Below are 13206 nucleotides of genomic sequence, written 5' to 3' on the forward strand. Positions count from 1 at the left end.
CCGGGCCGGCGCTACGCTCGCCACCGCCCGGCCGGACCGTGCGGAGGGGGAGAACGTGGTGGACGCTGCGACGCTCGTCGACGGTGCACGCACCGCCCTGCGCGAGGTCGAGGACGCCCCGGACGCCGCCCGCCGGATCGACGTCGTCGGTCCCGGCGGCTACGGCAAGACGGTCCTGCTCTCCGCCGTCGCCGCCGCCTACACCGCCGCGGGTGTCCCGGTGCGCCGCGACGTCCCCGCCCCCGGTGAGCCGCTCGACCCGGCGGGCGCGCTCGTCGTCGACGACGCCCACCTGCTGCCCGAGGACCGGCTCCGGCACCTCACCGAGCTCGCCGCGGCCGACGGCGGCCGCATCGTCGTGGCCCACCGGCCGCACCCGGAGTCACGGGCGATGGCCGCGCTGGGCGCCGAGCTGTCGCGGCACGGACGGCCGGTGATGCTGGGCGTGCTCGACCGCGCCGGGGTGGCCGCCCGCGCCGAGGCGCTGCTCGGCGGGCGTCCCACCGCGGACGCCGTCGACTCGGTGCTGCGCCGCACGGCCGGCATCCCCGCGCTCGTCGACACGCTGCTGCGGGCCCACAGCGCCGCCGACGCCAGCGTGCTCGCCCAGCTCGGGTACGCGCTGGAGGACCTGACGCCCGGCGTGCGCGACCTGCTGCTCGCCCGCGCCGTCGGCGCCCCGTCCGACGCCGAGGTGCTGGTGCCGCTGCTCGACCTGCCCGGCGCCGAGGCCGTCGACGCGCTCGTGGTCGCCGCGTGGTCGGAGGGCCGGCTGCTCGCCGACGGGGGCGCGGTCCCGCTCGTCTCGGCCGCGGTGCTGGCGCGCACCCCACCCGCCACCGCGATCGACATGCGGCGCACGCTGGCGGAGATCGAGCTGGGCCGCGGCGGTGACGTGCTCGACGCCGCCCGCGGGCTGCTGCGCGCCGGGGCGACGGGGCGGCGGGTGGCCGCGGTGTTCGCCGCGGCGGGCGACCAGGTCGTGCGGGCCGGGACCGGTGACGCCGACGAGTTCTACGACGCCGCCATCCGGGCCGGCTCGGCGCCGCTGCTGCTGGCCCCCCGCCGGGCCGAGGCCGCCGTCATCGCCGGCGACCTGGACACCGCGCTCGACCACGCCGACCTCGTCCTCGACAACGTCGACGGCGTCGGGGACGCCGACGCCTGCCGCGCCGGGGCGGTCGCCGCCGCGGTGCTCGCCCGCCGGGGCAACCTCGCGCGCAGCGCCGACCTCTACCGCTGGACCACGTCCCTGGGCGGCTCGTCCGCGCTCGCGGTGCCCGCCCTCGTCGGCATCGGGGCGCTCGACGAGGCCCGCGCGGCGCTGGCCGGCCCCGCCGCGGTCGGCCGCAGGCCACCGACCCTGCGGTCGGGCGCCGAGGAGCTGACCGCGCAGGGCGTGCTGGAGTCGGTGACGGGGGCGCCGACCGGGGCGATGTCGAAGCTGGTGCGCGCGGCCGGGCTGCTGGAGCCGCCGAACCGGGCCGCGCTGCTCTCCGACACCCCGGCCGCGCTGGCCGCGCTGGTCGCCGTGCAGTGCGGTGAGCTGGCCGTCGCCCAGTCGGTGCTGGAGCGCGCGACGACCGCGGGCCTCGGCGGGTGCGGTGCCGCCGTGCGTCACCGGCTGCTGCTGGGGTGGATCGCGATGTACCGCGGTGCGCACGCCACCGCGCGCGCCGCGCTGGACGTCGGCCGCGCGCTCGAACCCCGCGACGAGCTGCTCGCCGCGGCGCTGGAGGTGGCGCTGGCCCGGCGGGCGGGCGACCCCGCCGCCCTGATGACGGGCTGGGCCCGCGCCCGGGAGGCGATCGTCCAGCACCCCGTCGACCTGTTCGTGCTGCAGCCGCTCTCGGAGCTGCGCGTCGCCGCGGCCCGGCTGCGCGAGCAGAGCTGGGTGGCCCCGCACCTCGACGAGGCCGCCGCCCTGCTGGGCCGGCTGGGCAACCCGCTGCTGTGGGCGGCGCCGCTGCACTGGGCCGGGGTGCACGCAGCGATGTTCGCCGACACCCCGGACGCCGCGGCGCCCGACGTCGCCGCGCTGGAGGCCGGGTCGTCGACCAGCCGCTACGCCGCCGCGATGGCCGTCGGCGCGCGGCAGTGGCTGCTGGTGCTGCGCGGCGAGGTCGACCCGGACGCCGTCGAGGCCGCGGCCCGCGGTCTGCACGCCGTCGGGCTGTCGTGGGACGGCGGGCGCCTGGCCGGTCAGGCGGCGATCCGCACGCGTGACAAGAAGGGCATGGCCTCGCTGCTGGGCACCGCGCGGGCCCTGCACGTGGTCGAGCAGGTGGTGGCCGAGCAGCCGTCCGCCCCCGCGGCCCCGTCCCCCGCCCCCGCCGCCTCCGCCTCCGCCTCCGCCTCGGACGACGTGCTCAGCGAGCGTGAGCGGGAGGTGGCCGCTCTGGTGCTGGACGGGCTCACCTACAAGCAGATCGGCGAGCAGCTGTTCATCTCGGCCAAGACCGTCGAGCACCACGTCGCGCGGATGCGCCAGCGGCTCGGCTCCGGCAGCCGGGGCGAGCTGTTCGCGCACCTGCGCTCCATCGTGCGCACCTGACCCCGCGAGTCCCCCGGATTCCGCGCGCGAGTCCCCGGAACCGGCGGGCGGGAATCAGGGGACTCGCGGGCGGGAAACGGGGGACTCGCGGGGTCAGCGGGGGAGGGCGGCGAGCAGGCCTTCGCAGGTGCGGACCAGCGTGCGGGCGGTGCCGACCTGGGACCGGTCGGACAGCGGGCTCTCCGCCCGGCGCTGCCACCCGCCCAGCGCCTCGAGGACGGCGGCGCGCAGCTCGGCGGGGTCGGCGGACGGGTCGAGGCCCAGCCGGGCGGCCGGGGTGCCGCCGTCGCCGCCGAGCAGGCGTTCGGCCTCGGCCTTGACGTCCTGGGGCAATTTGACGACCCGCGTCCGCAGCGCGGTGAGCAGGCGCAGCTCGGTGAACTCGTGCGCGCCCGCGGTGATCCGCTCGACCTCGCGGGCCAGCGGCACGGACGCCGGGATCGGCTCGCGGGCCAGCACCAGCTCCAGCGCCAGCAGCGCGGAACGGGACTTGAGCAGGTCGCGGCGCTCGGTGAACTGGGTGGTGAGCACGGTGCGCAGCTCGTCGAGGCCGCTGCGCTTGACCAGCTCCGCCGACAGCGCGCCCGGGTCGTCGATCCCGCGGCGGATCAGCGTGATCCCGAGGCGGACGCCGAACAGCCCGTAGCGGTCGAGCAGCGCGGCGCGGGTCTCCGGGTCGAGCGGGGCCGTCTCCGAGGCCCGGACGAACCGGTCGGCCGAGAGCAGCAGCGGCTCGGTGTCGGCGGCCTGCGCCGTCGCGAGCGTGGACAGCGCGGTGAACTCGGCCTGGCGCATCGTCCGCCCGCTCTGGGCGAGCAGCCCGGCCACGGCGACGACGGTCTGGCACAGCGAGCGCAGCTTCTCGTCGCGGCGGTAGCGACCGGCGATCTGGCGGGCCGACGCCATCGCGTCGAGCCGCCCGACGCCGATCTCGTCGGCCCGCGACAGGATCGCCACCGTGTTGACCGGGGCGGCCTTGGCCACGCCCTGGTCGTGGAACGACTCCAGGAACCGCACGTCGGAGACGTGCAGGTGGCGCATCAGGTACAGCACGGCGTCGGCCGGGGCCGGGGCGTCCTCGGGGACGAGGAACGCGCCCGCCCGCGCGGACGTGTCGGCCGACATGGACGCGATACCGGGCGTGTCGATCAGCGACGTGGCGCGCAGGCTCTGCGACGGCCAGTCGACGACGAGCCGGTCGACGCGCTCCGCGGGCGTGCCGCCGAGGTCGATGGTGAGCGCGCCGTCGCGGCGGCGCACCGTCAGCGGCCGGGGCGGTCCGTCGCGCGGGATCATCAGCACCTTCGGGCTGGGCCCGTCCTGGTACCAGGTGACGACGCGGGTGCACTCGCCCGCGTCGGTGGGGGCGATCTCCTCGCCGACGAGCGCGTTGAGCAGCGTCGACTTGCCCGCCTTGACCTTGCCCGCGATCGCCACCCGCAGCGGCTCGTCGAACCGGGCGAGGTGCTGGCGCAGCCAGGCGGTGGCCTGCGGGCTGTCGCGGTAGGCGTCGACGGCGTCACGCAGCACCCCGCGCACGGCGATGCCCAGCCCCGGTGTCACACCAGCACCTTGCGGGCGCCCGGGACGAGCGCGCGGGCGCGTTCCTCCAGCTTGGCGATGCGGTCGAGCTCGGCCTCCAGGTCGCGGATCCGGGCCCGGCGGACGTTCTCGTCGCCGCTGACGGCCTTCTGCGCCGCCTTCACCGAGCTGTCGACGGAGGTCTGCAGCTCCTCGGCCAACGAGGTGAAGTGGTCGCGCAGCTGGCGCTGCACCTGGCGGAGCATGTCGCGGGAGTCCTTGCCGACCTGGAAGGTCACCTCGTCGAGGTGCTTGCGGACCGCGGTCTTGGCGTCGGACTTGCGGCGGGCGAGCTGGCGGGCCTGCTCCTCGCGCACCGTCTTCGCCCCGAACAGCAGCCCGGCCCCGATCGAGAGCGGGTTGAGCATCGCGAAGCCGGCCAGCGTGGTGGCCAGCCCGATCATCAGCATGCCGCCGTAGCCGCCGCGCGCCCCGACGTAGAGCTTCTGGCCGATGCTCAGCCGCTCCTGCTCGGGGCGTTCCAGCCGGTCGACGTGGCCGCCGACCTCGCCGGTGCGCCCGGTCCGCAGCGCGGGCAGCACGGCGTCGCCCTCGGCCGCGAAGTGCTCGGCGACCTGCGTGGCCAGCCACTCCGCCCGCTGCCCGGCCCACACGAAGTTGGCCGAGGTGGCGGTGGCGACCTGGCCTTCGAGCCACTCGCCGAACTGGTCCCAGATGTCGGCGGGGTCGGCCGCGTCGAGCAGCCCGTCGGCCTCGCGGCCGATCACCCGCAGCCGGTCACGCAGGTCGTGCTCGATGTCGGCGCTGAGGTCCTGCACGCCGTCGCTGAGCGTGTGCTGCCAGCGCGCGGAGCGGTCCTTGAGCGCGGCGGCGCGCCCGCGCGCGATCTCCAGGTCCGACACCAGCGCGGCGGCGTGCTGCGGGTTCTGCTGCGCGGCCAGCTCCGCGCGCATGGTGGCGCCCATCTGATCGGCGACGGCGAGCACGTCCTGGCTGGTGGAGCGGCGGTCCAGGTCGTCGGCGCGGGCCAGTACCTCGCTGCGCAGGAAGGTGACCAGCGCGGCGAACCCGGACTCCGTGTTGAGCTCGGCGTCCTCGCTGCGCACCGCCTCCAGCCGCAGCACCGACGACACGGGGAACAGGTCGGCGGTGATCCCGGCCGCGGCGAGGTGGCCGCGGTCGAGGTCGGTGATGCGCCGCCAGTGCGGGTAGAGGTCGGTCTTGGTGATCACCCCGGCGACGTTGGGGCACAGCCGCATCGCCGTGGCCAGGAAGTCGAGCTCCGGGGCGGTGTACTCCTGCGAGGCGTCGGAGACGAGCAGCACGGCGTCGGCGGTGGGGAGGGTGGCCATCGTGGCGGCGCCGTGGGCCGAGCCCAGCCCGCCGACGCCGGGGGTGTCGACGAGCACCAGCCCGTCCTTGAGCAGGTTGCGCGGCAGCCCGACCTCGGCGCGGGAGAGCCCCTGGCGGTTGCCCGGGTTGCCTGCCTCGGAGACGTAGTCGGCGAGCTTGGCCACCGGCACGTCGCTGCGCCGGCGCTGCTCGCCCTCCCAGACCAGGGTGACCGAGGGCTGCTCGGCGTAGAGGACGGCCGTGGGGACCGCGGTGGCCAGGTCGTCGTCGACGGGGCAGACGGGGGCGTTGATCAGCGCGTTGACGAGCTGGCTCTTGCCCTGCTTGAACTCACCGACGATCAGCACCCGCACGTTCGGGTCCTCGAGGCGGTGGCGGGTGTGCCCCAGCCGCACCGCCAGGTCGGGGCGCTCGTAGGCGTGCGCCGCCCTCAGCGCGAGGTCGACCAGCTCCATCGCCGCGGGTACCGCCACCGACGCATCCCTCCCCTGACTCCGGCGCCACCATACGACGAAGCCGCCGCCACTCCCGGGTGTCCCCGGGGGTGGCGGCGGCGCCGCGTCGTGCGATGTCGCTCAGATCAGAGCTCGACCTCGTTGTCGGCGATCGTGGTGTTGCCCGAGTCCTCGACGTCGAACGAGTCCTCGATCTCGGTGTTGGCCTGGAACGAGTCGTCCACGTCGATGTCGACGCTGTTGTCCACGTTGTTCGTGGTCGTCGTGGTCGTGGTCGTGGTGGTGTCGTTGTCCTGGTCGTTGTCCTGGCTGTTGTCGTCCTGCGAGCCGGACGCGTTGCTGCCGTTGTTGGCGAACGCACCACCGTCGTCGACGTTCACGCCGCCGGCCACCGAACCGGCCCCGAACGCGCCGTCGCCGACCTGGTTGCCGTTGCCGATGATGTTGTCGTCACCGGTGACGATGTTGCTGTCCTCGATGTCGTCGCCGGCCGCCACCGCGCCGTCGCCGGAGGCGGAGACGATGTCGTTGTCGAAGGTGACGTCGCCGTCGGCGATGACCGTGCCGTTGAAGGACTGGTCGTTGTAGACGTCGTTGTCCTCGTTGGTGATGTACGTGTCGCCGTAGTTGTTCACGATCTCGGTGAGGTGCTTGACGACGGCGTCGTGGTCGCTCTCGCCACCCTGCGGGACGGTGTTCTGGAACGAGCCGCCCAGGTCGACGTCGCCGCGACCGTTGCTCTCGGTGAACGCGACGAGCGCGTCGTCGAAGTCGGCGCAGGACAGGTCGTCGAGGCCGTTGTCGGCCAAGTAGTCCGACGGGTTGGCCAGGAAGGCCTGCCGCTCCTCCTCGCTGCCGAACAGGTTGTTCAGGAACTCCATCAGGGTGGCGCTGAGGCTGGTGCTCATGATGACTCCAGGGTGTGTGGGAGAGCTGGGGTGCCGGCTGGTCCGGCGTTGAGGAGAACGTTAGGGATCGGGGGGTCCCGGGCCATCGGGGAACGGACACAGTCCGCTCCGGGGGACGGGTGGGGGATCGCCCCCGGGGGCGTTAGGGGGTTGGGGGATGCGTCCCCGATCGGGTCGTGGTCGAGGATGGGGGCTAACGCGTGGGCGCTTCTCTCCGATGGCGAGGAGAAGGCGCGCCATCGGGGGCACGAGGGGACGGCCATGGGATACCAGCTCGGGATCGACCTGGGGACGACGTACACGTCCGCAGCGGTGTGCCGGTCCGACGACCGGCGCTGGGTGGAGCCCGAGGTCGTCACGCTCGGCACCCGCGGGGCCACCGTCCCGTCGGTGCTGTTCCTCGCGCCCGACGGCTCCGTCGTCGTCGGTGACGCCGCGGAGCGCCGCGCGCTGACCGACCCCGACCGCGTGGTGCGCGAGTTCAAGCGCCGCATCGGCGACTCCACCCCGATCGTCGTCGCCGGCCGCGCCTGGGCCCCCGAGGAGCTGTCGGCGCGGCTGGTCCGCTGGGTCGTCGACCAGGTCGCCGAGCGCGAGGGCGGTCCCGCCACCCGCATCGCCGTCACCCATCCCGCGTCGTGGGGCCCGCACAAGCGCGACCTGCTGGCCGGCGCGCTGGCCGCGCAGGGCGTCTCGGTCACCTACCTCGCCGAGCCCCAGGCCGCGGCGCTGCACTACTCCTCCGCCGAGCGCGTGGAGCCCGGCTCCACGATCGCCGTCTACGACCTGGGCGGCGGCACGTTCGACGCCGCCGTCGTGCGCAAGGCCGACCCAGCCCGGGCGGGCTCCGGCACCGCCGGGTTCGGGCTGCTCGGGCGCCCCGAGGGCCTGGAGCGCCTGGGCGGCATCGACTTCGACGAGGCCGTGTTCGAGCACCTCCGCGACGGCCTGCCCGACGTCTTCGCCGGCCTCGACGCCACCGACCCGGCCACCCTGTCGGCCGTCGCGCGGGTGCGCCGCGACTGCACCGAGGCCAAGGAGGCGCTGAGCAGCGACACCGAGGTGTCGATCCCGGTGCTGCTGCCGGGCTCGCGCGGGTCGGTCCGGCTGCACCGCAGCGAGTTCGAGTCGCTGATCCGCCCCCAGGTGGAGGAGACCGTCTCCGCGCTGCGCAGCGCCGTCCGCTCGGCCGGGCTCACCCCCGAGCAGCTCACCGCGGTGCTGCTGGTCGGCGGGTCCTCGCGGATCCCGCTGGTCGCGCAACTGGTGTCCGAGCAGCTCGGGCGGCCGGTCGCCGTCGACACCGACCCGAAGAACGCCATCGCGAAGGGCGCCGCGCTCGCGGTCTCCCCCAAGCCGACGGCGTCGTGGCCGGGGGTGTCGATCCCCGTCGTCGCCGGGGCTGCCGCGGCCGGGGCTGCCGCGGCCGGGGCTGCCGCGGCCGGGGCTGCTGCGGCCGCCGCGGACGAGGGCGTCACCTCGCGCGTCTCGGCCCCCACACCCCCGCCGCCGCGCCCGGCGCGCGGCGCGGCGGTGCCGGTCCAGGGAGCGGCCGCCCCCCATCCCGCGGCCCCCCACCCCGCGGCCCAGTCCTACCCCGCGCAGTCGCTGCCCGTGCAGCCCTACACCCCGCCCCGCGGCGGGCCCACGCACGAGCCGGCCACGGCCCTGCTCGCCGGCCAGGGCGGGCCGCCGCCGCGCCCGCGCGCGGAGCCGCCGACCCGGTACGACCGCGCGTACGACGACGGCGCGTACGACGACCGCGGCTACGACGACTACGACGACTACGACGAGCCGCGGCGCCGCCCGATCGGCCTGCTCATCGGCGTCGGGGGCCTGGCCGCCGTCGCGCTGCTGATCGTGGCGGTGGTGCTGTGGCCCCGCGGCGACGGCGGCGTGTCCGGCATCCCGTCGATCGGCAACGCCGGCGACACCGCCGCTCCCACCAGCGAGGTCGTCGAGCCCACCACGCAGGCGCCGGTCGCGCCCGGGACGGGGACCGGTTCCGGTTCCGGTTCCGGTTCGTCGGGGGGCGGGAGCGGCTCCGGTGGCGCCATCGGCGGTGGTGGCGGCGGTGGCGGGGGCGGGGGCGTCACCTCAGCGCCGGTGGTCGAGCCGACCGTCGTCGAGCCGACGGTGGACCCGTCGCCCGAGGTGACCGAGCCCTCGGTCGTCGTCCCGCCGGCGGTGGATCCCGGGCCCCCGCAGGGGCAGGGACCGGACCCCACGACCCCCGAGGGCAGCGGCACCCCGCCCGTCGCCGGCGAGACCCCGACCGCCGGGGCGTCGCCGTCATCGGACCCCGTGGTCTGACGAAACTCCTCCGCCCGAGCGGCGGAGGCCGGAGTCGGGACCGGTGCGGAGGGGAGCCCCGCACCGGTTCCGGTCTCGTGCACGAACCGGATGCAGGAAAGTGGAGTGGGACCAGTGGTGAGGGTGGGCGCGGCGATCGTCGCGATGGAGGTGGCGGCGCTGGTTCTGGCGACGTCGGCGTTCGGGATGGTGGCGCTGGTCGTCGGTACCCCGGTGCTGCTGGCCACGGTGCTGGTGCTGGTCACGCTGTGGGCGACGCGCGGCCCGCGGCGCCGGCTGCAGGAGCGCCGCGCCGCGCTGTTCGACGAGGACGGCCCGGAGCGCGGCGGGCTGATGAGCGGCTTCTTCGAGGTGCCCGCGCGGTGACGCCCACGGTGCGGCCGGCGCGCGCGGGAGAGGCCGCGCTGCTGGCCGCGCTGGGCGTCCGCTCGAAGGCCCACTGGGGCTACCCGGCGGCGTACCTCGCCCGGTTCGCCCGGACCCGGGGCCTCGACGAACAGGTCCTCGCGACCAACGAGGTCTGGGTCGTCGAGCGGGACGGGGTGGTGTGCGCCTTCTGCACGCTGCTGCACCGCGCCGACCGGGTCGTCCTCGACGACCTGTGGGTCGACCCGCCGGAGATCGGCCGCGGCACAGGGCGGCTGCTGTTCGAGCACGCCCGCGCGCGGGCCGTCGCGGCCGGTGTGCGCGTCCTGGAGTGGGACGCCGACCCGCACGCCGTCGGCTTCTACGCGCACATGGGCGCCACGGTCGTCGGGTGGGCCGACGGCCTCGACGGCCGCCTGCCCGTCATGCGCGTGACGCTGGACGGGTGACGTCGCGGCCCCGCCGAACTGCCGCCGCGGCCCGTCCGGGGCATGCTGGCGCCCGTGCTGATCGGGGTGGGAGCGGCGCTCGTCGCGATGGTCCTGAACAGCCTGGGCGCCCTGTTGCAGGCGGACGGCGCGCTGCGCGCCAGCCGGACCCGCCCGGTCGCCGTCCAGCCGCGGTACCTGCTGGGACTGGGTGCCGACGCCGTGGCGTGGCTGTTCAGCGTCGTCGCCCTGCGGTTCCTGCCGGTCTTCGCCGTGCAGGCCGTGCTGGGCGGCACCATCGCGCTGACGGCGCTGGCCGGGGAGCGCCTGTTCGGCACGGTGCTGCGCCGCGTCGACCGGTTCGCCGTGCTCGGCTGCCTGGTGGGGCTGGTGCTCGTGGCGTCCTCGGCGGGGCAGTCACGGCCGCCGATGCGCTCGCCGGTCGTCGACGTGGTGCTGCTGGTGTCGGTGCTGCTGCTGTCGGTCGCCGTGCTCGTGCTGCGCCGCGGGCGCCTGGCCTGGCCGCTGGCCGTCGTCGCCGGGCTCGGGTTCGGCGGGTCGACGCTGGCGGTGCGCGCCGCTCACGTGCAGGGCGGGCTGGACCCGTCGCAGCTGCTCTCCGAGCCGGCGAGCTACCTGGTGCTGGGGTTCTTCCTCGTCGGCCTGCTGGGGTACTCCGCGGCGCTGTCGCGGGGCACGGTCTCCACGATGACGGCGCTGCTCACCGTCACCGAGGTCGTCGTCCCCGGCCTGGTCGGGATCTGGCTGCTCGGCGACCCGGTCCGGCCCGGCTGGGAGCCGGTGCTCGCGGCGGGGCTGACGATCGCGGTCGTCGGCGTGGTGGTGCTCGCCCGCTCGCCCCACGAGCGGCCGCGGCGCCGCTGAGCGATGGCGCGGATCGCGGGTGCGACGCCCGCGCCCCACGACGGCCACGGCGTGGAGGAGGCCCGGCGGATCACCGCTCCCGCCGCGCCGCGAGCCACTCGTCCCGGGTGATCGCGTACTCGACGTCGCCGTGCTCGGTGCCGGGCACGGGGTCGTCGTAGTGCGGGTGGGTGCTCCGGACGTGGCGCATCCCGATCTTCTCCAGGACCCGCCGGGACCCGGTGTGGATCGTCATCGTGTCGGCGACGACGGTGTGGATCGGCAGCTCGGAGAACCCGCGGTCCAGCAGCGCCCGCGCCCCCTCGGTGGCCAGCCCGCGGCCCCACGCGGCCCGGTGCAGCCGGTAGCCCACCTCGATCACGCCCGGCTGCGGGTCCCGGCGCGGGGCACGGAACAGGAACCACCCGAGGAACGCCCCGCCGTCGCGCCCGATCGCCGCGCGGTAGCCGAAGCCGTCGCCGCGCTCGTCGAGGGAGCGGAAGTAGGGCAGGACCTCGTCTCGCACGTGCTCGGGGGTCTCGTCGCAGCGGCCGAGGTAGCGCATGACGGCCGGGTCGTTGTGCAGCGCGACCAGCTCGTCGACGTCGGCGGGGCCGAACCGGCGCAGGACCATGCGGTCGGTCTCGATGTCCACCGGCCCATCCTGCGCCCGCCGGTACGGTCGTGGGGTGCTGAGCCTCGACCGCGTCCTGGACGCGACGATCGCGATCGGGCTCGACCGGTTCAGCGTGGCCGCGGTGGCGCGCGAGCTCTGCGTCACCGACATGGCGATCTACCGCTACGTCCGCAGCCGCGACGACCTCTACACCCGCGCCGCCGCCCGCGTCCACGCGTCGTTCCCCCCGCCCCGGCCCGTGCCGGGCTGGAAGGCCCACCTGGCGGAGGTGGCCGAGAACGCCTGGCTGCTCGCCCACCGGCACCCCGGGGTGCAGCGCTACCTGCTCGACGGGCCCTACCACCCCGAGACCCTCGCCGTGTTCGACGCGGGCATCGCCCGGCTGCGCGAGCTGCACCCGGCCTTCGGTCCGGAGGAGGCCTACGTGCTGCTCAGCCGGGTCACCTCCGTGGCGCTGGCCGGCGCGGACAACGCGCTCAGCCGGCGCTACCAGGACGACGTCGACCGTCCCGGCGAGCTCTTCGGCTGGACCGTCCGCGCGCTCGTCGACGGGATGGAGGGGCTGCTCCTGCGCGGTGACCTGCCCGCGAACCGGGCGGCCCTGTCGCTGGGGCCGGAGAGCGCCCTCAGTCCGTAGCCGCACGCAGGAAGGGCAGCAGCCGGTCGACGCCGTGGGGGATGGAGAGCACCGACGGCGCCGAGAGCGCGAGATCGGGGAGGACGTGCGCCCGGCCGTCGCGGACCGCCGCCAGGCCTGCCAGCCCGGGCACGGTCCCCCACGCCTCCTCGCCCGTCGAGTCGATCGGGTAGACCAGCAGCACGTCGGCGTCGATCTGCGGGAGCAGCTCGGCCGACAGCGCGGTCTGCACGTCCTCCGGGGGCAGCGCCGCGACGAACGGGGTGTCGGTGAAACCGAGCTCCCGCATCGTGGTGACGACCGTGGTCTCCCGGCCGCCCACGTAGGCCTCTCCGCCGACCAGGTCGAGGTAGGTCAGTGTGCGTCCGGCGAACGCGGGGTTCTCCCCGGCCACCCGCTGCAGGTACGCCTCGGTGTCGGAGACCAGACGGGCTCCGTCGGCGGGGCGTCCGAGCGCCTGCGCGATCAGCTGGGTCGCGTCCTGCCACCGCGGGGCGTACGGCTGCGCCCCCACCGGCAGCGCGATCGTCGGTGCGATCCGCGACAGCGTGTCGTGCTCCTCCTGCTCGCCGCTCGACCCGACGTTGAGGATCAGGTCCGGTGCCGTCGCGGCGATCGCCTCGTAGTTGAGCTCCCGCCCGCCGGTGACGGCCGGGGCGGCGTCGCCCAGCGCCGCCTCCGCCCACGGGCCGACCCCCCGTTCGAAGCCGTAACGGCTGTGGATCCCGACGGGCACCACACCCAACGCGAGTGCGACGTCCGCGTCGGACGGTCCGAGCGTCACGACCCGGGCCGGCTCCCGCTCGACCGTGGTCGAACCGAGGGAGTGCTCGACCGTGACGGGGAACGTGGCGGAGGCCGGAGCGGGCCCGGCCGGACCGGGCTCCGGGGCCGGCGCGCCGCACCCGGCCAGGGCCATCAGGACGGCCGTCGCTCCGACGACAAGAGACCTCATGAGGTGAGCCTAAACAAATGTATGGGTGCCAAACAAGCCGTTCGTCGCCGACCGCCCCGGGCTCGGCACGACGGGACTCCAGGACCTGACCGGAGCGCGGACGGGCTCACCGAGCACGTCGAACGGCAGCGCCGACCGGTGGCCACGGTCGACGAGGACCCCGTGACGGAGCGTTCCGCGCGCTCTTCCCGATG

General features: G+C 75.7%; 11 protein-coding genes. 6 read left to right on the forward strand and 5 right to left on the reverse strand.

Features of this window, described 5'->3' with window-relative positions; all coding sequences use genetic code 11:
• Positions 1–58: 58 nt before the first annotated feature.
• A complete protein-coding gene (locus PHY01_RS18845) occupies positions 59–2554 on the forward strand; it encodes a helix-turn-helix transcriptional regulator (RefSeq protein ID WP_141280330.1) in 2496 nt (831 codons plus the stop codon).
• A gap of 93 nt (positions 2555–2647) precedes the next feature.
• Here PHY01_RS18845 and PHY01_RS18850 read toward each other — a convergent pair whose 3' ends face one another.
• The 3 genes from PHY01_RS18850 to PHY01_RS18860 form a co-directional block, all read right to left on the reverse strand.
• Complete coding sequence (locus PHY01_RS18850; protein WP_141280331.1) at positions 2648–4117, reverse strand: dynamin family protein; 1470 nt, start codon at positions 4115–4117, stop codon at positions 2648–2650.
• Complete coding sequence (locus PHY01_RS18855; RefSeq protein WP_141280332.1) at positions 4114–5922, reverse strand: dynamin family protein; 1809 nt, start codon at positions 5920–5922, stop codon at positions 4114–4116. Before PHY01_RS18855 ends, PHY01_RS18850 begins: the two co-directional genes overlap by 4 nt.
• Before the next feature lie 107 nt (positions 5923–6029).
• Entirely contained in the window at positions 6030–6812 is a 783-nt protein-coding gene (locus tag PHY01_RS18860; RefSeq protein ID WP_141280333.1) for a hypothetical protein, read from the reverse strand.
• 261 nt (positions 6813–7073) lie between these two features.
• Between PHY01_RS18860 and PHY01_RS18865 the strand changes: the two genes are divergently transcribed.
• The 4 genes from PHY01_RS18865 (at position 7074) to PHY01_RS18880 (ending at position 10804) form a co-directional block, all read left to right on the forward strand.
• Positions 7074–9125: an Hsp70 family protein gene (locus PHY01_RS18865; protein WP_141280334.1), complete on the forward strand. Its 2052-nt coding sequence runs from the start codon at positions 7074–7076 to the stop codon at positions 9123–9125.
• Positions 9126–9242: 117 nt separating this feature from the next.
• The gene (locus PHY01_RS18870) at positions 9243–9491 is read left to right on the forward strand and encodes a hypothetical protein (RefSeq protein ID WP_141280335.1); all 249 of its coding nucleotides are present in this window, start codon (positions 9243–9245) and stop codon (positions 9489–9491) included.
• Positions 9488–9940: a GNAT family N-acetyltransferase gene (locus PHY01_RS18875; RefSeq protein WP_141280336.1), complete on the forward strand. Its 453-nt coding sequence runs from the start codon at positions 9488–9490 to the stop codon at positions 9938–9940. The genes PHY01_RS18870 and PHY01_RS18875 overlap by 4 nt, the downstream gene beginning before the upstream one ends.
• Before the next feature lie 42 nt (positions 9941–9982).
• The gene (locus tag PHY01_RS18880; protein ID WP_141280337.1) at positions 9983–10804 is read left to right on the forward strand and encodes a hypothetical protein; all 822 of its coding nucleotides are present in this window, start codon (positions 9983–9985) and stop codon (positions 10802–10804) included.
• Positions 10805–10874: 70 nt separating this feature from the next.
• Here the strand turns inward: PHY01_RS18880 and PHY01_RS18885 are convergent, their stop codons facing one another.
• Positions 10875–11438: a GNAT family N-acetyltransferase gene (locus PHY01_RS18885; protein WP_246086002.1), complete on the reverse strand. Its 564-nt coding sequence runs from the start codon at positions 11436–11438 to the stop codon at positions 10875–10877.
• Positions 11439–11472: 34 nt separating this feature from the next.
• On the opposite strand from PHY01_RS18885, the gene PHY01_RS18890 reads away from it, so the two are divergent.
• Positions 11473–12057: a TetR/AcrR family transcriptional regulator gene (locus PHY01_RS18890; protein ID WP_141280338.1), complete on the forward strand. Its 585-nt coding sequence runs from the start codon at positions 11473–11475 to the stop codon at positions 12055–12057.
• Here the strand turns inward: PHY01_RS18890 and PHY01_RS18895 are convergent.
• Positions 12047–13012: an ABC transporter substrate-binding protein gene (locus PHY01_RS18895; RefSeq protein WP_141280339.1), complete on the reverse strand. Its 966-nt coding sequence runs from the start codon at positions 13010–13012 to the stop codon at positions 12047–12049. The two genes, PHY01_RS18890 and PHY01_RS18895, sit on opposite strands and share 11 nt — an antisense overlap.
• Positions 13013–13206: the final 194 nt, after the last annotated feature.

This window comes from Pseudonocardia hydrocarbonoxydans, from assembly GCF_006539565.1.
GTDB classification, from domain to species: domain Bacteria; phylum Actinomycetota; class Actinomycetes; order Mycobacteriales; family Pseudonocardiaceae; genus Pseudonocardia; species Pseudonocardia hydrocarbonoxydans.